The 20,643-nt window shown below is 62.5% G+C and carries 27 protein-coding genes and 2 pseudogenes; 9 read left to right on the top strand and 20 right to left on the bottom strand.

Features of this window, described 5'->3' with window-relative positions; all coding sequences use genetic code 11:
• Positions 1-43: 43 nt before the first annotated feature.
• Complete coding sequence (locus ACPTTF_RS20455; protein ID WP_423367965.1) at positions 44-1,345, top strand: aspartate aminotransferase family protein; 1,302 nt, start codon at positions 44-46, stop codon at positions 1,343-1,345.
• An 80-nt stretch (positions 1,346-1,425) separates the two neighbouring features.
• On the opposite strand, the gene ACPTTF_RS20450 is transcribed toward ACPTTF_RS20455, so the two are convergent.
• Positions 1,426-2,175, bottom strand: coding sequence for an SDR family oxidoreductase (locus ACPTTF_RS20450; RefSeq protein WP_423367964.1), 750 nt, complete (start codon positions 2,173-2,175; stop codon positions 1,426-1,428).
• A 41-nt stretch (positions 2,176-2,216) separates the two neighbouring features.
• Here ACPTTF_RS20450 and ACPTTF_RS20445 point away from each other — a divergent pair, with 41 nt between their 5' ends.
• The 4 genes from ACPTTF_RS20445 to ACPTTF_RS20430 all read left to right on the top strand — a co-directional run bounded on the left by ACPTTF_RS20445 (position 2,217) and on the right by ACPTTF_RS20430 (position 4,848).
• The gene (locus ACPTTF_RS20445; protein WP_423367963.1) at positions 2,217-3,194 is read left to right on the top strand and encodes an AraC family transcriptional regulator; all 978 of its coding nucleotides are present in this window, start codon (positions 2,217-2,219) and stop codon (positions 3,192-3,194) included.
• Between the two features lie 81 nt (positions 3,195-3,275).
• The gene (locus ACPTTF_RS20440; protein ID WP_423367962.1) at positions 3,276-3,476 is read left to right on the top strand and encodes a hypothetical protein; all 201 of its coding nucleotides are present in this window, start codon (positions 3,276-3,278) and stop codon (positions 3,474-3,476) included.
• 62 nt (positions 3,477-3,538) lie between these two features.
• Positions 3,539-4,396 carry a helix-turn-helix domain-containing protein gene (locus tag ACPTTF_RS20435; protein ID WP_423369850.1) on the top strand — a complete coding sequence of 286 codons (858 nt, stop codon included), beginning with the start codon at positions 3,539-3,541 and terminating at the stop codon, positions 4,394-4,396.
• A gap of 44 nt (positions 4,397-4,440) precedes the next feature.
• Positions 4,441-4,848, top strand: a complete 408-nt coding sequence (locus tag ACPTTF_RS20430; RefSeq protein WP_423367961.1) for a DUF2000 family protein — start codon at positions 4,441-4,443, stop codon at positions 4,846-4,848.
• Between the two features lie 40 nt (positions 4,849-4,888).
• Here the strand turns inward: ACPTTF_RS20430 and ACPTTF_RS20425 are convergent, their stop codons facing one another.
• A complete protein-coding gene (locus tag ACPTTF_RS20425; protein ID WP_166961610.1) occupies positions 4,889-5,335 on the bottom strand; it encodes a DNA-binding protein in 447 nt (148 codons plus the stop codon).
• A complete protein-coding gene (locus ACPTTF_RS20420; RefSeq protein WP_423367960.1) occupies positions 5,307-5,906 on the bottom strand; it encodes a nucleotidyltransferase domain-containing protein in 600 nt (199 codons plus the stop codon). Before ACPTTF_RS20420 ends, ACPTTF_RS20425 begins: the two co-directional genes overlap by 29 nt.
• A gap of 93 nt (positions 5,907-5,999) precedes the next feature.
• Here ACPTTF_RS20420 and ACPTTF_RS20415 point away from each other — a divergent pair, with 93 nt between their 5' ends.
• A complete protein-coding gene (locus ACPTTF_RS20415) occupies positions 6,000-6,206 on the top strand; it encodes a DUF2000 family protein (protein ID WP_423367959.1) in 207 nt (68 codons plus the stop codon).
• A 27-nt stretch (positions 6,207-6,233) separates the two neighbouring features.
• On the opposite strand, the gene ACPTTF_RS20410 is transcribed toward ACPTTF_RS20415, so the two are convergent.
• The 7 genes and pseudogenes from ACPTTF_RS20410 to ACPTTF_RS20380 form a co-directional block, all read right to left on the bottom strand.
• Complete coding sequence (locus ACPTTF_RS20410) at positions 6,234-6,584, bottom strand: VOC family protein (protein WP_059698361.1); 351 nt, start codon at positions 6,582-6,584, stop codon at positions 6,234-6,236.
• A gap of 65 nt (positions 6,585-6,649) precedes the next feature.
• Complete coding sequence (locus ACPTTF_RS20405) at positions 6,650-7,573, bottom strand: DMT family transporter (protein WP_423367958.1); 924 nt, start codon at positions 7,571-7,573, stop codon at positions 6,650-6,652.
• Positions 7,574-7,586: 13 nt separating this feature from the next.
• Positions 7,587-8,048: pseudogene (locus ACPTTF_RS20400) on the bottom strand (2OG-Fe(II) oxygenase); the annotation flags it as partial.
• Positions 8,049-8,121: 73 nt separating this feature from the next.
• Complete coding sequence (locus ACPTTF_RS20395) at positions 8,122-8,298, bottom strand: hypothetical protein (protein WP_423367957.1); 177 nt, start codon at positions 8,296-8,298, stop codon at positions 8,122-8,124.
• A gap of 111 nt (positions 8,299-8,409) precedes the next feature.
• The gene (locus ACPTTF_RS20390) at positions 8,410-9,417 is read right to left on the bottom strand and encodes an AraC family transcriptional regulator (protein ID WP_423367956.1); all 1,008 of its coding nucleotides are present in this window, start codon (positions 9,415-9,417) and stop codon (positions 8,410-8,412) included.
• A 16-nt stretch (positions 9,418-9,433) separates the two neighbouring features.
• Positions 9,434-9,679, bottom strand: a pseudogene (locus ACPTTF_RS20385) (GNAT family N-acetyltransferase); the annotation flags it as partial.
• The gene (locus ACPTTF_RS20380) at positions 9,586-9,828 is read right to left on the bottom strand and encodes a hypothetical protein (RefSeq protein WP_423367955.1); all 243 of its coding nucleotides are present in this window, start codon (positions 9,826-9,828) and stop codon (positions 9,586-9,588) included. The pseudogene ACPTTF_RS20385 and the gene ACPTTF_RS20380, both read right to left, overlap by 94 nt.
• 132 nt (positions 9,829-9,960) lie before the next feature.
• On the opposite strand from ACPTTF_RS20380, the gene ACPTTF_RS20375 reads away from it, so the two are divergent.
• Complete coding sequence (locus ACPTTF_RS20375) at positions 9,961-10,815, top strand: LysR substrate-binding domain-containing protein (RefSeq protein ID WP_423367954.1); 855 nt, start codon at positions 9,961-9,963, stop codon at positions 10,813-10,815.
• A gap of 81 nt (positions 10,816-10,896) precedes the next feature.
• On the opposite strand, the gene ACPTTF_RS20370 is transcribed toward ACPTTF_RS20375, so the two are convergent.
• The 6 genes from ACPTTF_RS20370 to ACPTTF_RS20345 all read right to left on the bottom strand — a co-directional run bounded on the left by ACPTTF_RS20370 (position 10,897) and on the right by ACPTTF_RS20345 (position 16,665).
• Positions 10,897-11,598, bottom strand: a complete 702-nt coding sequence (locus ACPTTF_RS20370; protein WP_423367953.1) for an ABC transporter ATP-binding protein — start codon at positions 11,596-11,598, stop codon at positions 10,897-10,899.
• Positions 11,598-12,371 (bottom strand): high-affinity branched-chain amino acid ABC transporter ATP-binding protein LivG, encoded by a 774-nt coding sequence (gene livG / locus ACPTTF_RS20365; RefSeq protein WP_166961589.1) that lies wholly within the window; start codon positions 12,369-12,371, stop codon positions 11,598-11,600. Before livG ends, ACPTTF_RS20370 begins: the two co-directional genes overlap by 1 nt.
• Positions 12,368-13,639 (bottom strand): high-affinity branched-chain amino acid ABC transporter permease LivM, encoded by a 1,272-nt coding sequence (locus ACPTTF_RS20360; protein ID WP_166961586.1) that lies wholly within the window; start codon positions 13,637-13,639, stop codon positions 12,368-12,370. The genes livG and ACPTTF_RS20360 overlap by 4 nt, the downstream gene beginning before the upstream one ends.
• 11 nt (positions 13,640-13,650) lie before the next feature.
• Positions 13,651-14,577, bottom strand: a complete 927-nt coding sequence (gene livH, locus ACPTTF_RS20355; protein WP_069748923.1) for a high-affinity branched-chain amino acid ABC transporter permease LivH — start codon at positions 14,575-14,577, stop codon at positions 13,651-13,653.
• Between the two features lie 184 nt (positions 14,578-14,761).
• Positions 14,762-15,880 (bottom strand): branched-chain amino acid ABC transporter substrate-binding protein, encoded by a 1,119-nt coding sequence (locus ACPTTF_RS20350; protein ID WP_166961583.1) that lies wholly within the window; start codon positions 15,878-15,880, stop codon positions 14,762-14,764.
• A 536-nt stretch (positions 15,881-16,416) separates the two neighbouring features.
• Positions 16,417-16,665 (bottom strand): hypothetical protein, encoded by a 249-nt coding sequence (locus ACPTTF_RS20345; protein ID WP_423367952.1) that lies wholly within the window; start codon positions 16,663-16,665, stop codon positions 16,417-16,419.
• A 26-nt stretch (positions 16,666-16,691) separates the two neighbouring features.
• On the opposite strand from ACPTTF_RS20345, the gene ACPTTF_RS20340 reads away from it, so the two are divergent.
• Positions 16,692-17,315 carry a hypothetical protein gene (locus tag ACPTTF_RS20340; RefSeq protein WP_423367951.1) on the top strand — a complete coding sequence of 208 codons (624 nt, stop codon included), beginning with the start codon at positions 16,692-16,694 and terminating at the stop codon, positions 17,313-17,315.
• An 85-nt stretch (positions 17,316-17,400) separates the two neighbouring features.
• Here the strand turns inward: ACPTTF_RS20340 and ACPTTF_RS20335 are convergent, their stop codons facing one another.
• The 3 genes from ACPTTF_RS20335 to ACPTTF_RS20325 form a co-directional block, all read right to left on the bottom strand.
• Entirely contained in the window at positions 17,401-17,622 is a 222-nt protein-coding gene (locus ACPTTF_RS20335; RefSeq protein WP_059525368.1) for a hypothetical protein, read from the bottom strand.
• A gap of 622 nt (positions 17,623-18,244) precedes the next feature.
• Positions 18,245-18,676 (bottom strand): hypothetical protein, encoded by a 432-nt coding sequence (locus ACPTTF_RS20330; protein WP_423367950.1) that lies wholly within the window; start codon positions 18,674-18,676, stop codon positions 18,245-18,247.
• A 140-nt stretch (positions 18,677-18,816) separates the two neighbouring features.
• The gene (locus tag ACPTTF_RS20325) at positions 18,817-19,344 is read right to left on the bottom strand and encodes an SMI1/KNR4 family protein (RefSeq protein ID WP_423367948.1); all 528 of its coding nucleotides are present in this window, start codon (positions 19,342-19,344) and stop codon (positions 18,817-18,819) included.
• 221 nt (positions 19,345-19,565) lie between these two features.
• Between ACPTTF_RS20325 and ACPTTF_RS20320 the strand changes: the two genes are divergently transcribed.
• A complete protein-coding gene (locus tag ACPTTF_RS20320; protein WP_423367947.1) occupies positions 19,566-19,757 on the top strand; it encodes a hypothetical protein in 192 nt (63 codons plus the stop codon).
• Positions 19,758-19,977: 220 nt separating this feature from the next.
• Here ACPTTF_RS20320 and ACPTTF_RS20315 read toward each other — a convergent pair whose 3' ends face one another.
• Complete coding sequence (locus ACPTTF_RS20315; protein ID WP_423367946.1) at positions 19,978-20,487, bottom strand: SMI1/KNR4 family protein; 510 nt, start codon at positions 20,485-20,487, stop codon at positions 19,978-19,980.
• Positions 20,488-20,643: the final 156 nt, after the last annotated feature.

The raw sequence follows: 20,643 nt of genomic DNA, 5'->3' as shown, positions 1-20,643 counted from the left end.
CTAGACTGCAAGCGACCCCTGCCCCCTTGTCTGGAGACGCCCGATGTCCCTGAACGACGATCCGACCTTCTGGCGCAACGCCAGGCAGCACCTGGTCCGCTACGGCGGCACGTTCGAGCCGATGATCATCGAGCGCGCGAAAGGCAGCTTCGTGTACGACGCCGACGGCCGCGCGATCCTCGATTTCACGTCGGGCCAGATGAGCGCGGTGCTCGGCCACAGCCATCCGGAGATCGTGTCCGTGATCGGCGAATACGCGGGCAAGCTCGATCACCTGTTCAGCGGGATGCTGTCGCGGCCGGTCGTCGACCTCGCGACGCGCCTCGCCGACATCACGCCCGACGGGCTCGATCGCGCGCTGCTGCTCAGCACCGGCGCGGAATCGAACGAGGCGGCGATCCGGATGGCGAAGCTCGTCACCGGCAAGTACGAGATCGTCGGCTTCGCGCAGTCGTGGCACGGGATGACGGGCGCGGCCGCATCGGCCACGTACAGCGCCGGCCGCAAGGGCGTGGGCCCGGCCGCCGTCGGCTCGTTCGCGATTCCGGCACCGTTCACGTACCGGCCGCGCTTCGAGCGCAACGGCACCTACGACTTCCTCGCCGAACTCGACTACGCGTTCGACCTGATCGACCGCCAGTCGAGCGGCAACCTCGCCGCGTTCATCGCGGAACCGATCCTCAGTTCGGGCGGGATCATCGAACTGCCGGAAGGCTATATGGCGGCGCTCAAGCGCAAGTGCGAGGAACGCGGGATGCTGCTGATCCTCGACGAGGCGCAGACGGGCGTCGGGCGCACCGGCACGATGTTCGCGTGCCAGCGCGACGGCGTGACGCCCGACATCCTGACGCTGTCGAAGACGCTCGGCGCCGGGCTGCCGCTCGCGGCGATCGTGACGTCCGAGGCCATCGAGGAACGCGCGCACGAACTCGGCTACCTGTTCTACACGACGCACGTGTCGGATCCGCTGCCGGCAGCCGTCGGCCTGCGCGTGCTGGACGTCGTGCAGCGTGACGGGCTCGTCGAGCGGGCGAACGTGATGGGCGACCGGCTCCGGCGCGGCCTGCTCGACCTGATGGAACGCTTCGACTGCATCGGCGACGTGCGCGGACGCGGGCTGCTGCTCGGTGTCGAGATCGTCAAGGATCGCCGGACGAAGGAACCGGCGGACGGGCTCGGCGCGAAGATCACGCGCGAATGCATGAAGCTCGGGCTCAGCATGAACATCGTGCAGTTGCCCGGCATGGGCGGCGTGTTCCGGATCGCGCCGCCGCTGACCGTCAGCGAGGAAGAGATCGACCTCGGCGTGTCGCTGCTGGGGCAGGCGATCGAGCGCGCGTTGTAACGGTGGGGGCTGCGCCCTGCTCTGCCTCTCGCGATCCGTCGCGCCGGTTCGACCGGCCGGCGCGACGGTTTCCCGGCCGATCAGCGCGCTTCTGCCGCCCACGCCAAGGCATCGGCGCCGGCCGGGATGCGCGTCGGGCTCGACGGATCGGTCGCCGCGCGCCACACGGCTTCGGCGACGTCCTGCGCATGGGTAATCGGCCCCGATGCATCGAGCATTCGCGCGATGGTCTTTTCGACAAACGCCGCATAGGCCGCGTGCTCGAAGCCGTGGATGTTCGCGCGCGCGTTCTCGCTGAACCGCGTATCGGGCGCCCGGCCCGGCAGCACGAGATGCGCGCGCACGCCGAACGGTTCGAGTTCCACGGCCATCGATTCGGTGTACGCATTAACTGCCGCCTTGCTCGCGCGATACGCGCTGAGCAACGGCAACACCTTCAGCGTGACACTCGACGTGACGTTCACGACCACGCCGGCCCCACGCTCGCGAAACTGCGGCAGCACGGCCTGCGTGACCGCGATCGTGCCGATCGTGTTGGTCTCGAACAGTGCCCGCACCGTATCGGGCGGCGTGAGTTCAGCCGGCGCGGCCGCGCCGAAACCCGCGTTGTTGACGAGCACGTCGATCGGGCCCGCCGCGTCGATCGCGGCGCGGATGCTGTCCGCGTTCGTCACGTCGAGCGCCAGCACGCGCAGGTGCGCCGACGGCGGCAGCACCTCCGCGTTCGGCGTGCGCATCGTCGCGACGACCTGCCAGTCGCGTGCGAGGAAATGGCGGGCAATCTCGAGGCCGAAGCCGGAGGAACAGCCGGTGATCAGTACGGTCTTCATGCGAACTCCTGACGTGTGGTGGGCATGTGTCCGTACGATAGATGGCCGGATCCGTATTCGCTACAATCAAAGATCCGATTTTCTTTTGCGAGAGTCCGGCGATGATCGACCCGCTCACCGAAGTCGTGACGCTGCTGCAGCCGGGCGCGCAGTTTTCCAAGTCCATTCAGGGCGCGAGCCCGTGGGCGATCCACCGCACGGTCGCCGGCGAGCCGTTCTATTGCGCGATCCTCGACGGCGGGTGCCGGATCGCGATCGACGGGCATGCGCCGATCGAACTGCTGCCCGGCGATTTCGTGCTGATTCCGGCCGCCTACGGCGTCGCGATATCGAGCCTCGCACCGCCGCCGCCGGGCGTCGACACCGCGCCGCCGGTCGCGCTCGACAACGGCGAATACCGGATCGGCGATCCGGGCCGCCCGATCGACATGCGGATGATGGCCGGCAACTGCAGCTTCGGTTCGCCCGACGCGGCGCTGCTGGTGTCGCTGCTGCCGCAGTTCGTGCACGTGCGCGGCGAACCGCGGCTGACCACGCTCGTGCAACTGGTGCGCGACGAAACGCGCGCGCAACGGCCCGCGCGCGAGATCGTGCTGGCGCGGTTGCTGGAGGTGCTGCTGATCGAGGCGTTGCGGTTCACGACCGACACGAACGCGTCGCCCGGCCTCATGCGCGGGCTTGCCGACAACCGGCTCGCGGCCGCGATCCGCGGGATGCACGCACGCCCCGCGCACCCGTGGACGGTCGCCGAACTCGCCAAGGAAGCGGCACTGTCGCGCTCGACGTTTTTCGAGCGCTTCAGCCGTGCGGTCGGCGTCGCGCCGATGGAATACCTGCTCACGTGGCGCATGGCGCTCGCGAAGAACCTGCTCCGTCGCAACGAAGGCCGCATCGCCGAGATCGCCGGGCGCGTCGGCTACAGTTCAGCGAGCACGTTCAGCGTCGCCTTCACGCGCCACGTCGGGCGGCCGCCGGCGCAATACGCGCGCGACGAACGGATCGCGGCGAACGACGCGTGAACGGCTGAGCCCGGCAGCCCGTGCTGCCGGATCACGCGTCGCGCAGCCTGTCGACCAACGCGCGTTCGACTTCGGTCGCCCATGTCCTGTCGCCGGTCGCGCGCGAGCAGGTTCGCGCCGACCATCGCCGCGAATGCGACGCGCAGTTCGTCGTCGGACATCACGCACGACGCGCTGCATGCCGCGCACGAGATCAACGGGCCGACCTTCGCGCACGAGATCCTGTCGACCGATGCGCTCGTCGCAGCGATCCGTAACGCGGCCGCGTCCGGCGGCGCGTGAGCGCGCGGCATCGGCGTACACTGCCGGACACGTCACGACGCGGCACGAAACGAGCGATGGAGATGGACACAGCGACGAACCGCAGCGACGCACCCGACCACTGGCTCGTCGCGCGGCGCGATCAGGACACCGGTATCGAAAGCCTGCACGCACATTTCAAGGGTCATGCGTACGACTCGCACGATCACGACGACATGCTGGTCGGCTTCACCGAACAGGGCGTGCAGCAATTCCAGTGCCACCGGTCGGTGCATACGAGCGTGCCGGGCCGCGCGATCCTGATCGAGCCGGGCGCGCTGCACGACGGCCACGCGCCCGAAGCCGGCGGCTTCACGTACGGAATGCTGTACCTGCCGCAGGCATGGGTCGAGCGCGCCGCACGCCGGCTGGATCTGCCGGGCCTCGGCGGCGTCGAAGCCGCGTTCGGCCATACGCTCGTCGACGATCGCGGCCTCGTCGACACGATCCGGCACGCGTTCGTCGCGCTCCACGGCAACGAGGGCAAGCTCGCACGCGACCAGGCACTCGACCGCCTGCTGACGCGGCTCGGCGGCGAGTTGCGCGCCCCGCCCGCGACGCACGGCAATGCCGTCGCGCCCGCGATTGCCCGCGCACGCGATCTGCTGCATGCGCGTATGAGCGACGATATCGGCCTCGACGCACTCGTTGATCTCACCGGGATCGACCGGTTCCGGCTGACGCGGCTGTTCCAGCGTGCGTTCGGCACGTCGCCGCACGCGTACCTGGTGCGCTTGCGGCTGCGTGCCGCGCGCCGCCTGCTGGCCGCCGGCCGCACGCCCGCGCAGGTCGCGGCCGACGTCGGCTTCGCCGACCAGAGCCACCTCGGCCGCTGGTTTCGCCGCGCATACCGGATCACGCCAGCCGCATACCGGCAAATGTGCACAAACGTTCCAGACTGATCGCACGCGGGATTCGATCATGTGCGCTTCAACGAGGAGCAAGCATGTTCGATACGAAGGTGGCGCTGATCGTGCGCGACGATCTCGCAGCGTGGCAGAAACTCAACGTGGTCGCGTTTCTCGCGACGGGCGTCGCGGCTGAAGCGCCCGAAGCGCTCGGCGAGCCTTACGAGGATGCGGCGGGGCGCCGCTACGGCCGCATGCTGGGCCAGCCCATGCTGGTGTTCGCATCCGACCTCGACGGCCTGCGGGCCGCGCACCGGCAGGCGCTGTCACGCGAACTCACGATCGTGCCCTACGTGCACGCGATGTTTTCGACCGGGCACGACGCGGCCAACCGTGAAGTGTTTCGCGCCGGCGATGCGGAGAATCTCGACTTCGTCGGGCTCGCGTTACGCGGGCCGAAGAAGGCGGTCGACAAAGCTGTGAAGGGGCTGGCGTTGCATGCGTGACGCACCGGTGTTTCGAGTCGGCGATTCGACACGGTAACGGCTACTGCGCGCCCAACAACTCCGGCTTGTTCGCGCCCATCCACGCCTTTACGTCAATCAGGAGCGCCGCCGCACTATCGAAACACTCCCGAACCGCAGACGCGTGAACCACATCCCCGGAGTAATCGGACAGATTGCGCTGCTTGCGCAGCGCGTCCAGTACGATCATGCGCTCGACCGGCAACCCGATTGTCTGTGGAAGCGTCTGGATCGCCGTCTGGTGGTGCCCCGGCCGACTCGTCAGGGTGCGAAAGCCGTTCGCGTGCAGCGCCAGCATGGCAAGTTGCATGACCGCCTTGTATGCCGCATCAAAGCGGTTTTCGTTGCTCAATGCCGCGATTTGCGCATCCGCCAGATTTCGTTCCGCCGCGGCCAGCAGGCGCGTCACTTGTTCTCGGTCCGGCTGGACCGCATCGAGACTAACGCCGAGCAAGTTCTGCAAGGTCATGGTCGCTACCCATCAAGAAAATCTTGGGTTTTCCAAGCACGTCCCGCAAAAATGCGTCCTGCCCGGCGACGCCATCACGAAACTCGTCCGGCGACAGCACCTTCGGATTGATGTCCCGCCCCAATGTAGCCTGTGCGTCGTAAAGCAGCCGAACCACCGTCGCAAAGCCAACCGAGCCGATCACCATCACGTCGATATCACTGTCCGCCGTCTCGTGGCCGCGCGCGACGGAACCGAACACGAACGCCACACTGATTTCCTCGGCGCAAGGCAACAGCGCTTCGGACAGCACGTCCGCCATACCCGACGTCTTTCGCATGATCGAAGCCAGTTCCTCGTAGATCGGACAACTTCGATTGGCGCGATAGAGCACCTGATTACCTTGCCGATCCCGGCTCAGGATGCCGGCTTCGGCCAGCTTGCTCAGCTCCTTGTGCAGCGTGCCGGGCGTCGTGCCCGTCAAACGGGCGATTTCGCGGACGTGCAACGCCTGATCGGGCCGCAACAAGAGCAGGCCCAGCGCGCGGCGCCGATAGTCGCTAAACAGGGTCGAGGCAATGGATCGTAGCATGATTGGCTACGATTGTAGCTCAATTGGCTACAAGGCATAGTCCGAGTCGCCAACTTTGTATCGATTCGGCCCGATTATCCGGATGTAGCCAATTTGACTACGATCGAAGCAGACTTGGCTACATCCATACTGCGATCAGCACGCAGCCCGCCACGTCAAAGCGCTACCGGGCACGACGCGGCCAACAGCAACGTCTTTCGTACCGGCGATGCGGAGAATCCCGACCTCGTCGGCCCGGCGATGCATGGGCCGAAAAAGGCGGTGGAAAAGGCAGCAAAGGAACTGGCGTTGCATACCTAAACGCCACAGCCGGCCCCGCCTGCCGGATCACCGATGCGCGAGCACGTTGACGAGCTTGCCGAACGGATCGCGCACGTAAAACCGCCGCACGCCCCAAGGCTCGTCGGCCGGGCCGTATTCGACGGGAATCCCGGCGGCATGCACGCGTGCAAGCGCTTCATCGACGTCGTCGACCTCGATCGACAGATCGGGCGTCGGCGTACCCGCCCCGCCCTGGGACGCAAAGCTGATCTGCACGTCCATCTGCTCGGCATTACCGTAGGTCGCGATCCAGCCGTGGTCCATCAACAAGTCGAGGCCGAAGATACGTTGGTAGAAGCGCTTTGCGTCGTCGACTGATCGTGTGTCGATATTGGCGACGATCCGTTTGACTTTCATCGGTTTCCTTCGCAGGTCGGACAGTACCGCGACGCTACACCGGAATCCCGCGCGCAACCAGCGCATCAGCGCCCGGCCGCCTCCATCTCCGCGCGCCGGGCCCGGGTGGCCCGCTCGCCCGGCTTGCTGGCCAGCCACACGCCGATCGCGACGACGACGATGCCGAGATAAGTCGACACCGCGATGCTGTCGCCGAACATCCACGCGGCCCAGGTCAGCGTCACCGGCGGTTCGAGATACACAAGCGTCGCCACGCGTGTCGCGGGCATGCGCTTGAGCAATGCCCACAACGTCAGGTAAGCCATGAAGGTCGAGAACACCGTCAGCCACACGACGGACACCCAGACATTCGGCTGGGTCGGCACGTGCAGGCTGCCGGTGGCGACCCCGCACACTGCGAACAGGATCAGGCTCACGCAGCCCTGTACGAACAGCGGCAGGAACAGCCCGTCCTCGTTGCTGCGCGCGGCCGTCAGCGCGCGGCGCCGCTGATAGATCGTCGCGATCGACAGCCCCAGCGCGGACACCAGCGGCAGCAGGTACATGACGAGCCCGACCGACCCGGCCGGCAGCGCATATTGCCCGCCGATCACGATCCCGACGCCGACAAACCCGACGATGAGCCCGGCCCACTGGCGCGCCCCGCTGCGCTCGCTGCCTTCCAGCGCCGTCATCGCGGCCGTAATGAGCGGCTGCAACGCGGCGACAATCGCGGCGATGCCGGGCGGCAGGCCGTGCTGAATCGCGACGTATACGAAGGCCAGATAGAGAAACTGCGACAGAAAGCCGATCACCGCGTGATAACGGAGCTTCTCCCACGTCAGGCGCCCGAGCTGCCGGTTGAGGACGATCGCCAGGCAGAGCGTGACGAGCAGGAACCGCCAGAACAACAGGTTGAACGCACCGGCCGTCTCCGCGCCGAGCTTGGCGCCGATGAAACCGGAACTCCATGACAACACGAAAACGAGCTGGAGCAGGAATAGCTGCATGGGGCGACGGCTCTCAGAAGGTTGCCGGGGACAGGCGCTGATCTTCCAGATCCTCCGGGCGAATCGGTTCGAGCCCGAGGCGCCGGTACTGCAGTTCGGCGTCGTCCCTGAGCGCACGCTGCAGCGCCAGCCAGTTGACGATCGTGCGCGGGATGCCGTCGTCCGACGCGAGATGCCAGAACCCGTTGTCATCCTCCCGCGTGTACGGGCAATGAAGCGACAGCACCAGCGACATGCGGCGCCCCGACTCGACCGGTTCGACACCATGGAACAGCTTGCTGCCGTAGATGAGCAGCGCGTCGCCCGCGTTGTCCAGATTCGCGGTCTTCACATGCCGGCGTTCGCGATCGTGGCGATCGAACGTCTCCGCAGTCGATTCGTAGAACAGAAAGTTTCCGCCCTCGTAATCGGATCGATCCGACAGCACGATGTTCAGCACGAAACTGGTGCCGTCGGTATGCCACATGCCCAGCTGTTCCTATCGGCGCGTATCTGTCGAAAGATGCCCGCGCATCTCGAACCGCATTGCAGATGCTTGGGTGTGGCTGTCAGCGGCTGAACGACTCCATGAACCCCGAGGCGTTCGCCGCGCAAGAGCGCAGCGTGCCCGAGATTTCCGGGTTTATCGTCGAGATTTGCAGAACGCATCCGCGCCTGACGCGACGCGTCTCCGCAATCAATGCGTGGTCGAAATATGCGGGCGACGGCGAACCGACCTTCGACATGAAGTCGCCGGCCGGACAACGGCAATTGCGCGTAGCGCCGGTGCCGGCAGGCGAGCGCATGCCGGCACCGTACCGTCCGCCCACCGCCCACCGCGTTGAACGCGAGCCGGTTCATTTCGACCAGCGCTTCATCGCCCGGCTGAACGCGGAGGTATTCTTGTACCCCAGTCTCGCGGCTATCTCCTTCACCGTGTATTCCTTTTCCGACAGATATCGCGACGTCAGGTCCTGGCGGACGATATCGTACAAGGCACTGAACGACGTGCCCATTTCCTGAAGCTTTCGCTGCAGGCTCCGCATCGAAATGCCGAGTTTCTGAGACAGTTCCGCGACATCCTGGCACGTGGGGTCCTCATACATCAGGCCGAGCAACCGCCCGATGAGGTCTGAGGGAACCCAGTGCGCCAGTTCGAATTCACGCTTGGAGCACGCTGTTTTCGCCGTTTCGAGTTCGAGTGGATGGGCGAGCGGAAGCGGGATTTCCAGCGTCAATGCACTCAATTCGAGGTAGTTCTCGTCGGCGTCGAACTCGATCGGGCAGTCGAAATATTCCGAGTAAGACTCTGCGTGTGGCGGCTCGGGATAGACAAACCCGATTTTCGAGAAATCGGGATTGCATCCGATCAGGTCGCGTATCTGCCGGCGTACCGCCGTAAATACCATGTCGGTATTGACGACGAGCAGATCGGTGCGATAGGTATAGCCGCCCACCGTGATTCTCGCGGTCTCGCCCGCCGTGGTCACCCGTATCCTGAAATAGCTGATACCGAGCAGCGGGTGCTCGAAGCCCAGGCGCAGCGCGGCGCCCAACGTTGGGCTCACCAGCATCGCGTGGCCACGCAGGCCGTACGACGTCACCGGGATCGCATGGCCGATATGCAGTCCGATCGCGCTGTTGCCGGTCGCCTCGAGCGCATTCGCAAACAGAACCATTTCCTGTGCATGCGTCACCATCGCGCCGGGTCGTTCGATGTCTGACGGAGAAATGCCGGTGCCTTTCAGCAGGACGTCGACCGAAACGCCCATGCGCTTCATCAAGTCGAGCGTGATGAAGATGGTGTGCAGTGGCGCTGGACATTGTGCAGCAGTGCGGCGAATTGCGTCGGCTACCGGCTTCATTCGATCCCTTGGATTTCTAGTTCCCCAGCAAATTCGTAAACACGACCTGACACCCGTACTCGTCCAGATCGCCACGCTTCCAGCCCAGACGCTGGTAAAAGCCATCGGCGCGCGAGCCGGGACCGGTCACGAGCGTGACCTGATTCACGCCCTTGTCCTTCATCCACGTCAGCGCACGGGCAAGCAGCTCGCGGCCGATGCCCGCGCCATGGAAGGGCGGTGCCACGAACAAGGCGGAGATGAATGGCTTTTCAGCGAAAACACCTCGCGCCCTGCGTCCTTCCTCCTCGCGTCATCGTCGCTGCGCTTGAGCGTCGAATATTTTTCGTGATTCTCGACCGTCCATACCGACTCGGCCTTCAACTTTTTGTCCCGCACCAATGCATCTACAACGAAATCATTGATCGACATGAATCATTCCCCGGATAGGTGCGACGCCCGACCGGCTGCCTGCCGTTGTCTGCCTGTTGACCGAGAATATGGGGTGCCCAATAATTCCGTCAATCGACATTACCTGAATCACTGATTCGGAAAAACCAAATCATGCCGCGCACCCTGGACGTCGACCTGCTGCGAACCTTCCACGCCGTCGCGAAGCTCGGCCGCTTCAAGGATGCGGCCGCTCATGTGAATCGCAGCCCGTCGTCGGTCACGGCGCAGATTCAAAAGCTCGAGGAAATGGTCGCGCAGCGCCTGTTTACGCGAAACAACCAGGCCGTCGAACTCACGCAGTTCGGCCACAAGCTGCTGAGCGATACCACCGAGTTTCTGTTGAGCCACGACCGGCTCGTCGAATCGCTGTCGCCGCAGATGCTGACCGGCAAGTTGCGGCTCGGCATCCCCGATTCGTACGCCGCGCACTTCATGGCGGAATTCCTGCCGCGCTTCGCCGCCGATCGGCCGTTGCTCGAACTGACGGTCGAAGCGCGCTCCAGCGAAGAGCTGCAATCGCTGTTCGCCCGCGGCCAACTGGACATCACGATCGCTGTCGTGCCGAAAACGCCGCAGCACGGCGAGCTGCTCAGCAAGACGCATCCGGTATGGGTGGCCGCGCGGACCTTCAAGTTCAATCCCGACGCGCCGCTGCCGATCGCCGTGCAATTGCAGGGCTGCCCGTACCGCGACACCGCGCTGAACGCGCTGAAGAAGGCGAAGATCCCGCACCGGATGCTGCTCGAGAGCGCCAGCTCGCCGGCGGTCGAGGCGTGTATCGCCAACGGCCTCGCGGTCGGCCTCATCGAACACGATCGCGTATCCGGCAACCTGACGAGCCACGTCGCCGGGATCGTGCTGCCCGATCTCCCGCCGCACCTGATCACCATCCTGACCGACGGCAGCAATCGCGCCGCGCTGCATCTGCGCGACGTACTGAAAAGCACATTCAGGATCGGTCTGTGAAGACAAGGCCGGAACCGGCCTTGCATGAGAAAGCGAAGATAAAAACGCCGCCGGCCCGTTGCAGGCCGGCGGCTTTCGGCATCAACCGCCGAGGTACGCCTGCTTGATCCGGTCGTTCGCGAGCAGGTTCGCGCCCGTATCGGCGAGCACCACGCGCCCCGTTTCGAGCACGTAGCCGCGATCGGCCACACCGAGCGCCTTGTTCGCGTTCTGCTCGACCAGGAACACCGTGACGCCTTCTTCGCGGATCGTGCGAATGATGTCGAAGATCTGCGCGATCACGAGCGGCGCGAGGCCGAGCGTCGGCTCGTCGAGCAGCAGCAAACGCGGCTTGCTCATCAGCGCGCGGCCGATCGCCAGCATCTGCTGTTCGCCACCCGACATCGTGCCGGCGCGCTGCGTCGCACGTTCCTTCAGGCGCGGAAACAGCTTGAACACGTGCTCGACGCCTTCGTCGATCTCATGACGGCTCGCGAAAAAGCCGCCCATCTTCAGGTTCTCGAGCACCGTCAGGCTCGGGAACACGCGCCGCCCTTCCGGCGAGATCGCCATCCCCTGCCGCATGATCTGGTGCGTCGACATCGCGGTGATGTCCTTGCCCTCGAACAGCACGCGGCCCGACGAGGCGCGCGGCGTGCCGCACACGGTCATCATCAGCGTCGTCTTGCCGGCGCCGTTGCTGCCGATCAGCGTGACGATCTCGCCCTTGTTCACCTCGATCGACACGCCCGCGAGCGCCTCGACCGCGCCGTAGTGCGTATGGACCTGTTCCAGCTTCAGCATCACTCTTCCCCCAGATACGCCTTGATCACGCGCGGGTCGTTGCGCACCGCTTCCGGCGTGCCGATCACGATCGGCCGGCCATGCTCCATCACGAGGATGCGGTCGGACACGCCCATCACGAGGCTCATGTCGTGTTCGATCAGCAGCACCGATACGCCGAACTCGCGGCGCAGCTTGTCGATCAGGTGCTGCAGCTCGACCTTCTCCTGCGGGTTGAGGCCGGCCGCCGGCTCGTCGAGCATCAGCAGACGCGGCTCGGTGATCATGCAGCGCGCGATTTCCAAACGCCGCTGGTGCCCGTACGACAGCGTGCCCGCCGGCCGGTTGGCGACCGACGTCAGCCCCATCCGGTCGAGCCACACCGCCGCGCGCTCGAGCGCTTCCTGCTCGGCACGGCGATACGCGGGCGTCGAGAAGAGGCCCGGCAGCAACCCCGCCTTCACCTTGCGGTGCTGCGCGACCAGCAGGTTCTCGACGACCGTCAGCGACTTGAACAGGCGGATGTTCTGGAACGTCCGCACGAGGCCCTTCAACGCGATCTTGTGGCTCGGCAGCCCGCCGATCGCGTGGCCGTCGAGCACGACGTCGCCGCCGGTCGGCTTGTAGAAGCCGCCGACGCAGTTGAACACCGTGGTCTTGCCCGCGCCGTTCGGCCCGATGATCGCGAACACTTCATCGCGGCGCACGTCGAAATCGATCCCGTCCACCGCGAGCAACCCGCCGAAGCGCATCTGCAGCCCGGCGACCTTCAACAGTTCTGCATTCGCACTCATTGGGGGAGCTCCACGTGGGGACGGCTCGCGGGCAACAGGCCCTGCGGACGCCACATCATCATCAACACCATCACCAGACCGAAGATCAGCATCCGGTACTCGGCGAAGCCGCGCGCGACTTCCGGCAGCACGGTCAGCAGGATCGCCGCGAGAATCACGCCGAGCTGCGAGCCCATCCCGCCGAGCACGACGATCGCGAGGATCAGCGCCGATTCGATGAAGGTGAACGATTCAGGATTCACGAGGCCCTGGCGCGCCGCGAAGAACGCGCCGCCGATGCCCGCGAACGCCGCGCCGAGCGTGAACGCCGACAGCTTGATGCGCGTCGGGTTCAGGCCCAGCGAACGGCACGCGATCTCGTCGTCGCGCAGCGCTTCCCACGCACGGCCCATCGGCATGCGGATCAGGCGGCTCGTGACGAACAGCGTGAAGCCGACCAGCACGAGCGCGAGCAGGTACAGGAAGATCACCACGTGGTCGCCGCTGTATTCCAGCCCGATCAGCTCGTGGAACGTCTTCGCCCCTTCGACGCTCGCGCTGCGCGCCATCTCGTAGCCGAACACGGTCGGCTTCGGGATGCCCGAGATGCCGTCCGGGCCGCCCGTGAGGCTCGTCAGGTTGTTCGCGAGCAGGCGGATGATTTCGCCGAAGCCGAGCGTGACGATCGCGAGATAGTCGCCGCGCAGCCGCAGCACCGGGAAGCCGAGCAGGAAGCCGAACGTCGCGGCCGCGATCGCGGCGAGCGGCAGGCATTCCCAGAACGACAGCCCGAAGTACTGGTTCAGCATCGCGTACGTATAGCCGCCGACCGCGTAGAACCCGACATAGCCGAGATCCAGCAGCCCCGCGAAACCGACCACGATGTTCAGCCCGAGGCCGAGGATCACGTAGATCAGCGCGAGCGTCGCGATGTCTACCGCGCCGCGCGAGCCGAAGAACGGCCACACGAGCCCGACCGCGAGCAGCACCCATACGATCACGCGCTGCTGCTGCGCGCCCATCGCGGGCATCGCCGGCAGCTTCACCGCCGATTTCGCGCGCACGAGCCACGGCTTGAACAGCTGGAACAGGAACACGGCCGCGACCGCGATCCACACCGGCCGCCAGTGCGGCGTGAGCACGACCTGATAGCCGTCGAGCTGCAGCTGCAGGCCGAGCACGGGGATCGTGAGAATCGCCGTCAGGAACGCGGCGGCCACGGCATTTTTCAGCGCCTGGCCGATCGAAGCGTCGGCGGCCGGGCGGCGAACGGAAATGACTGTACTCATCTGCGTCTCCCTCAAACCTTTTCGATGTCCGACTTGCCGAGCAGGCCGGTCGGGCGGAAGAGCAGGATCAGCACGAGCAGGCCGAACGCGACGACGTCCTTGTACTCGGCCGGCATGTAGCCTGCGGCGAAGGTTTCCGCGAGGCCGAGCAGCACACCGCCGAGCATCGCGCCCGGGATGCTGCCGATCCCGCCGAGCACCGCGGCGGTGAACGCCTTGATGCCCGCGACGAAGCCGATATACGGGTTCAGCTTGCCGATCGTCAGCCCGATCAGCACGCCGCCGACGGCCGCCAGCATCGCGCCGAGCACGAACGTGAACGAGATCACGCGGTTCGTGTCGATGCCGAGCAGGTTCGCCATCTTCATGTCCTCGGCGCATGCGCGGCACGCACGGCCCATCCGCGAATGCCCGATGAACAGCGTGAGCGCGATCATCAGCACGACCGTCACGCAGACGATCATCAGCCGCGAATACGGGATGGTCACGTCGAAGTCGCCGCCGAGATGGATGTCGAACGCGCCGGAGATCAGCACCGGCACGGACACGTCGCGCGCGCCCTGGCCGATCTGCACGTAGTTCTGCAGGAAGATCGACATGCCGATCGCGGAGATCAGCGGCACGAGGCGCGGGCCGCCGCGCAGCGGCCGATACGCGACGCGCTCGACCGCGAAGCCGTACAGCCCGGTGACGATCACCGACACGATCAGCGCGGCGCCGAGCACGAGCGGCAGCGGATAACCGGCGGAGATGCCGATGGCCGTGAGGGTCACGAGGCCCACGTACGCGCCGATCATGTAGATCTCGCCGTGGGCGAAGTTGATCATGCCGATGATGCCGTAGACCATCGAATAGCCGATGGCGATCAACGCATAGATCGCACCCAGCGTCAGGCCGTTGACCAGCTGCTGGGCGAATTGAGGAAAGAAGTCAGTCATGTGCGGGAAGCTCCCGTTGGCGCTGTGTCACGTACCGCGCCGGATCACGGCATTCGGCCGCGCGCAACGCACGGTGTCGTCTCGGGCCGCCTGCCGGCCGCGCACTGGGGACATGCGCGACGCGAATGCACACCCGCCCCGTCCGGGTCTCGGACAGGGCGGATGCGTGGGCGGGTACTCCGTATTACTTGGCGGCGGTCTTCGTCGCGTCCTTGTGCCACGTGTAGACGACGAACTTGAACGCCTTCAGGTCGCCCTGGGCGTCATACGCGACCTTGCCGATCGGCGTGTCGAACGTCGTCTTGTGCATGTACGCGGCGACCTTGGTCGGGTCGGTCGACTTCGCGCCGGCGATCGCGTCGGCGATGATCTTCACCGCGGCGTACGACGGCATCTGGAACGGGCCGTTCGGATCGCGCTTCTTGTCCGCGAATGCCTTCACGAGCGCCGCGTTGGCCGGATCGGCCGAGAAGTCGGCCGGCAGCGTGACGAGCATGCCTTCCGAGGCCGGGCCGGCGATCGCCGTCACGTCCTTGTTGCCCACGCCTTCAGGCCCCATGAACGTGGCCTTCACGCCCTGCTCGCGCGCCTGGCGCAGCAGCAGGCCCATTTCCGGGTGGTAGCCGCCGAAGTAGACGAAATCGACGCCTTGCGACTTCAGCTTCGTGATGATCGCCGAGTAGTCCGAATCGCCGGCGTTGATGCCTTCGAACAGCACGACCGGGATCTTCGCGGCTTCGAGATCCTTCTTCACCGACGACGCGATGCCCTGGCCGTACGACTGCTTGTCGTGCAGCACCGCGACCTTCTTCGGCTTCACGTTGTTGATGATGAAGTGTGCGGCAGCCGGGCCTTGCTGGTCGTCACGGCCGATCGTGCGGAAGATGAAGTGACGCTTCTTGCCTTCCGTCAGCTGCGGCGCGGTGGCCGACGGCGTGACCATCACGATGCCTTCGTTCTCGTAGATGTCGGAGGCCGGGATCGTCGAACCCGAGCACACGTGGCCGATCACGTACTTGATCTTCTGGCTGACGATCTTGTTGGCGACGGCGACGGCCTGCTTCGGTTCGCATGCGTCGTCCATCATTACGACTTCGAACTTGTTGCCGCCCGCACCGCCTGCTGCGTTGACCTGCTCGATCGCGGTCAGCGCGCCGGCCTTCACCATGTCGCCGTATTGGGCGACCGAGCCGCTCATCGGACCAGCGATGGCGATCTTCACGGTTTCCGCTTGCGCGGTAGCGGCGCCGGCGGCGAACAGCACGGCGGCGACGGAAATGGACGTAAGACGGGACAGCGTCATCTGGGAGCTCCTCGATGTTGTTTAGTCATACGGGCAAAGGCGGCATGACTTGCGCAATCGAACAGCACCCGGGGCGAGGACATGGGACACGCCCGAGACACATAGAAGACGGAACTCCGGCGGAATGTTGCGTAGCGGGGCCCGGCTCTTGCAGTCCCCGAAGGGGACGTCTGGTTCGGAAAGACATCGTGATGCGTCTTGCATTGCGCAAGCGTTTCGCCTGCCCCGCTTGCCAAACCGCTTGATCGGAGGGATGGTCCGACAGCCGTTGGCAAGGCAGTCGAAATTATATGGGCGTTTTTAAATCGTCTGTCAAAAATGCCGGTCGACTGAGGGAAAACACGTAGGGATGGTGTGACAGTCGGTAGCAATGACGGCGCAACCTTGGGGGAGCTGGGGTGCTTGCCGGGAGTGCAATCTGGTTGCTATTGGTGGGGGGTTTTTGGTGCTGTGCCTTGTCGGGGTTGGGATTGGGTGATAGGCGATCTTGCGTGGCCTGTGGCGGGTCGGCAAAGGGTCGCATCGCCGCTCTTCAATCAGCTGATGATTGATTTGGTGGGCACCATTGCAGTGCGTTGAGTGGAGTCGCTCAAGCCTTCTGTTCGCCGACGATTTTCGTCACTCGGAAAGGTGATCGTTATTAATATGAAATAATACGGATTCGCCTCTGCAATCCAGCCAGCCTTCCTGTGAGTCGCTTTCGCCGCGCTTCGCAGTCGCTTCAGGGTCAGTTCAACGCCCGCTCGTCGCCCAGCCGCCAGCCAGTGATCTGCCGTTTTTTTCATTGCACATCACCTGATTGGGATCGCTGATGAATCATCCGTTTCGCTTTTCTTCCGCCGCCGCGATCGCGTGCGCGCTTTCTGTTTCCACCGCCGATGCGGCTGGCCGCGATACGCTGACCGATCGGTCGGCTGGCGCCAATGTCTTTCGTTCCGAACGGCGCGCTGCCGTTCGCGATGATGGGCACACGGCACGCTTGAACCGCCGCCGCATGCAGTACGCCGCGCCCGTGGAGCGCAGTCCTTTCGATACGCCGGATACGCGGCCGTTGCGTGTGTCAGGCGATGCGCTTGTGGCACCGCCGCCTTCGTTGGAACACGAACCCGAATTGGTATTGCCCGCGAACCGCGTCGCGCTCGGCGCGGGCGGGAGCGATAGTTTTGGCCGCGCGGTGCCCGGTTATGAGCAACGCGAGCAGAACTGGAATGAGTACCTGCGGGCTAACGGCTCGCGGCCGGCGGGTAGTGGCGGATCGTATGCGGCGCAGCGACCGTACGATGCGCCGCGCGGTCCGCATGGTGCGCCGAATCCGTTCGATCCGTCCGTGCCGCAGCCGGAGACGCGGACGTTCTATGACAATGGAGCGGGCACACATTGTACGGCTACCGGCGGTGCGGGGACGTCGCGGTCGTCCTGCAATATCGCCTGGTGATGTGCTCGGGCGGCCGGCTGAGGCTGCCCTACCCGGCGCGCTGCGCGAGTTCGCGCAGCGCGGCCGCATCTTGCGGCGTTGCCTTTTACAACTGCGTGATGATCAGCCTGCCGGGCTCGATCAGGATCTGTGCCTTGCGGCCCGGTACGAAACACGCATCGGTGACCAGCCACATTCCACCAATCTTCATGTACGGAAAGAACTTTTCCGGCCTGGGTTCCATCCTTTTCGGGGAACCCCACATTTCCTGGATCGTGACGAAACGTTCCGTCTTCGGTGGTCGTGCTTTATGATTCGGCTTAGCCATGGGCAACTCCTGTTCAGTTGGCTGTGGTTAGCGGGTCGTGAGTGTTGGTAGCACTTGCGGCCCGCGCTTGTTTACTGCCGCGATTTTGATAGTTCGGATTCCTCCTTTGTTGGTGGTTCGATGGAAATAAGGCTTCGACATGTGGATCAGGACGTGTGACATATCCATCCGCGCGCGCGATCATCAGCGCGCTGGACATTGCCTATTAGACAGCGTTCGTTGCTTTAGCACACGTTAGCCGTTGGTTATAGGCGCATTGAGGTCAATGCTCACGCCCATTGCGAAAGTTGATGGCGAATGTCGATCTGCCGCAGTTAGCGCTTGATCAGAACTTGACGATTCGAAACAGTTTGAGTGAATCGGGCGAACTGTATGAGTTCATCTCGATACAGATGCGACTGCTACGCACTAACCGAATGCCATCACGCAAGAAATCCTTCCCAGCATCTTCGCAACGCTCGCGCCCGGACTCCTTTGCAGTCAGCCACAGCACTAGGCCGCTACGATTTCGGTCCAATTGATTCATGGAACGCCACCACAGCATTTCTCCCGCCTCAATTCATTCGGATTTCAAGACAATCACACATCGCCGAAATCCTTACCCCCACCAACCTACGCATACTCAAATATCAAAAAACCATTCAATGAATTCATTAAAACCACCCCACTGAGGCCTGAGATCACCATCCTTGAATTTTTTCAAATCATCCCCCAAACCAAGATCCAGAACCTCACCCGTTTCCTTGTTGTAGAAATATCCTCGCCCGCCAGAGAACGAATCCAACGGGATATATGATTCCGGCATCCCAAGAACCTCGCGAGTCATCCTCAATCTGCCATCATAATCAGAATTATTTAAAAACCAGCAGATTTGATATATTTCACCATTTTTTGATATGAATGTCGGCCCATCCTCGACGTGCAAATAAAACTGTGAAAAATCCGATGATATGTCAAGCCCCACCCTTAAAAGAGCATTTCTATAATCCGGCTCAACATCACCAAACCACCAATTCCTATTTTGACAAAAAATAATAATTTCATCTGATAGCATATACGTCTCCCGCACCAGCCTCATGGCATCTCACAGGAAATATTTTCACGCGCCCGACCAGATGGCCTTAAAAATTTGATGCAGCCCGTTCCCTTTACCGCCTGCCCGCATCGCTCAGGTATGTGAGATTCATCATCAAATCACAACTTACGTCGGCGCGGCACGATATTATTTACAAAATCGGAGAACGTTGGTGCGATGTCAATGATTTCATCTACGTTCTCCTCCGACTCCCATAGCACATACTTTACCTCGCCCGTCGCCACATTGATCCAGAAATCATTGTCCCCAGCATCTCCGGCGAATGGAAAATGCCTCCGACAAAAAATATCTCGCGCCGTGGAATACCTAGCCCTCAACTTGCGAACCTTCTCCGCCGAGCGAAGATTAATCTTACGCTCATCGAAATATTTCTCGCCAACATAATAAAAACTCTCAATTTCCACCGAATCCAAATCGTCATCAGCTAGAGCAAAAAACACATCCCGATAGAAATACGCACCGCCATTAAAATATCCGCCGTTGTTTTTTACGTAAAATTCCACAAAGTCATTAATTCCATTAAAATCAACACCGGACAACACCTCCCTCATCAACGCCGTTGATACAGAAGGGCCCCGATCACAAAAATCAAATCCCTCGCAACGAAATAAATCCTCAAGCAACACTGATCACCCCCGACATCCTCTATTCATTTCAAAACTGAAGATCTACTTTAACGGCGTGAGGAATCAAAACCAAAATAGCGGCAAACGCCGTTCCAGTCGCCATCGAAATCGATGGTCGGACAGCTGCCTATCTCCGCCCCTCCTCTCCATGTCATGTGAATTATCGAGTAACGCCCAGACTCTTCAATGTGAGCACATAGAACGTCGTCGTTACCAGTGGCATGAGCTATCACCTTCAGCTTGTACCCATGAAATGGGTGGGCTGGGTGAAGCTCGATTTCAAGTTCCGCCTGCACTCGCGCATGGTCACAATCACATTCCGAGTGGGGATGCGCAAATTCGCACCAATCCTCGGGCAACGTCAAGTCGTCCTGCTTTCCCATAAAGCCAACTCCCAACCAATGCTCAACTGACGGAGACAATGTACGGTACACACAATACGCAATTTCACTTCCTGGCTTCGCGGCGAAGCGCTCGTAGAGTTTCGGCTATCGCCCTGACACGCTGCAAACCCTCTCAGATCGACTTGGCACCCGACTCATAGCACCCTCATTTTGACCATAAATCAAAAAAACAAAACTGATCGAATTCGCCGATTAAATTGATTATGCTTATCATTTCCGCAAAATCCAATCAATCCTCCGGCCACTCATCCGAATCCAAACCAGGATCCCGACTCAACTGGCTCATGAACGATATAAATGAGCTCGCCACCACGGTCTGCAATGCAACGTGATTATCCTTTACACTGAATTCAGGATCAAAAGCATCTGCCGCATAAAAAACAACGCTTCCATCGTCCATGTCGATACAAAAGAAATTTCCACCCGGGTCATGGGCAAATGGAAGCAAATTGGCAGGAATTACTCCCCGGCTGAACATCAGTCTATAGTGGCCAATGAGCAATGAATCCGCCGCCTCGAAAGCCGGAGTATTGTATTTGATTGAATAAAACCCTACCACCTCGAGAGACTCACTTTCACCTTCAATTTTTAATAATGCATTAACAGGACTTCCCCCATTGCGTGCCAGGTACTGCATTCGGAATGCCACCGGCAATGTGCACCCCAAATCCTTTTCCGCATTTTCAAAATCAATAACACTGATATTTTCGGCACAGTTCACAAATTCCTCAATCGCCATCGATCCACTCCTTAAAACGGAATCTGCTGGTTTTATACCATTTATCAACCGCTTCTCCTCAGCAGCGACCCGGTCGCACCGGCATCGAATAGAAGGTGCTTCCCAATCTCCCGGCCCAATCAGGTTCTGAGGTAAACGAGAAGCTCGACTGGTACG

The organism is Burkholderia crassaminum, assembly GCF_964265005.1.
Classification (GTDB): Bacteria; Pseudomonadota; Gammaproteobacteria; order Burkholderiales; family Burkholderiaceae; genus Burkholderia.
The sequence above is the reverse complement of the archived record's forward strand: the minus strand, read 5'-3'. Positions and strand labels throughout refer to the sequence as shown.

Excerpts from the sequence above, each read along its gene's own strand:
- ACPTTF_RS20410 (WP_059698361.1), bottom strand. The coding sequence starts at position 6,584 with ATGAAAGTCAAACGGATCGTCGCCAATATCGACACACGATCAGTCGAC.
- ACPTTF_RS20430 (WP_423367961.1), top strand. The coding sequence starts at position 4,441 with ATGTTCGATACGAAGGTGGCGCTGATCGTGCGCGACGATCTCGCAGCG.
- ACPTTF_RS20440 (WP_423367962.1), top strand. The coding sequence starts at position 3,276 with ATGTCCTGTCGCCGGTCGCGCGCGAGCAGGTTCGCGCCGACCATCGCC.
- ACPTTF_RS20405 (WP_423367958.1), bottom strand. The coding sequence starts at position 7,573 with ATGCAGCTATTCCTGCTCCAGCTCGTTTTCGTGTTGTCATGGAGTTCC.
- ACPTTF_RS20435 (WP_423369850.1), top strand. The coding sequence starts at position 3,539 with ATGGACACAGCGACGAACCGCAGCGACGCACCCGACCACTGGCTCGTC.
- ACPTTF_RS20455 (WP_423367965.1), top strand. The coding sequence starts at position 44 with ATGTCCCTGAACGACGATCCGACCTTCTGGCGCAACGCCAGGCAGCAC.
- ACPTTF_RS20340 (WP_423367951.1), top strand. The coding sequence starts at position 16,692 with ATGAATCATCCGTTTCGCTTTTCTTCCGCCGCCGCGATCGCGTGCGCG.
- ACPTTF_RS20320 (WP_423367947.1), top strand. The coding sequence starts at position 19,566 with ATGAGCTATCACCTTCAGCTTGTACCCATGAAATGGGTGGGCTGGGTG.
- ACPTTF_RS20395 (WP_423367957.1), bottom strand. The coding sequence starts at position 8,298 with ATGTCGAAGGTCGGTTCGCCGTCGCCCGCATATTTCGACCACGCATTG.
- ACPTTF_RS20360 (WP_166961586.1), bottom strand. The coding sequence starts at position 13,639 with ATGAGTACAGTCATTTCCGTTCGCCGCCCGGCCGCCGACGCTTCGATC.
- ACPTTF_RS20350 (WP_166961583.1), bottom strand. The coding sequence starts at position 15,880 with ATGACGCTGTCCCGTCTTACGTCCATTTCCGTCGCCGCCGTGCTGTTC.
- ACPTTF_RS20370 (WP_423367953.1), bottom strand. The coding sequence starts at position 11,598 with ATGCTGAAGCTGGAACAGGTCCATACGCACTACGGCGCGGTCGAGGCG.
- ACPTTF_RS20445 (WP_423367963.1), top strand. The coding sequence starts at position 2,217 with ATGGCCGGATCCGTATTCGCTACAATCAAAGATCCGATTTTCTTTTGC.
- ACPTTF_RS20390 (WP_423367956.1), bottom strand. The coding sequence starts at position 9,417 with ATGAAGCCGGTAGCCGACGCAATTCGCCGCACTGCTGCACAATGTCCA.
- ACPTTF_RS20450 (WP_423367964.1), bottom strand. The coding sequence starts at position 2,175 with ATGAAGACCGTACTGATCACCGGCTGTTCCTCCGGCTTCGGCCTCGAG.
- livG (WP_166961589.1), bottom strand. The coding sequence starts at position 12,371 with ATGAGTGCGAATGCAGAACTGTTGAAGGTCGCCGGGCTGCAGATGCGC.
- ACPTTF_RS20420 (WP_423367960.1), bottom strand. The coding sequence starts at position 5,906 with ATGCTACGATCCATTGCCTCGACCCTGTTTAGCGACTATCGGCGCCGC.
- ACPTTF_RS20345 (WP_423367952.1), bottom strand. The coding sequence starts at position 16,665 with ATGAAAAAAACGGCAGATCACTGGCTGGCGGCTGGGCGACGAGCGGGC.
- ACPTTF_RS20425 (WP_166961610.1), bottom strand. The coding sequence starts at position 5,335 with ATGACCTTGCAGAACTTGCTCGGCGTTAGTCTCGATGCGGTCCAGCCG.
- livH (WP_069748923.1), bottom strand. The coding sequence starts at position 14,577 with ATGACTGACTTCTTTCCTCAATTCGCCCAGCAGCTGGTCAACGGCCTG.
- ACPTTF_RS20315 (WP_423367946.1), bottom strand. The coding sequence starts at position 20,487 with ATGGCGATTGAGGAATTTGTGAACTGTGCCGAAAATATCAGTGTTATT.
- ACPTTF_RS20335 (WP_059525368.1), bottom strand. The coding sequence starts at position 17,622 with ATGGCTAAGCCGAATCATAAAGCACGACCACCGAAGACGGAACGTTTC.
- ACPTTF_RS20380 (WP_423367955.1), bottom strand. The coding sequence starts at position 9,828 with ATGTCGATCAATGATTTCGTTGTAGATGCATTGGTGCGGGACAAAAAG.
- ACPTTF_RS20375 (WP_423367954.1), top strand. The coding sequence starts at position 9,961 with ATGCCGCGCACCCTGGACGTCGACCTGCTGCGAACCTTCCACGCCGTC.
- ACPTTF_RS20330 (WP_423367950.1), bottom strand. The coding sequence starts at position 18,676 with ATGCTATCAGATGAAATTATTATTTTTTGTCAAAATAGGAATTGGTGG.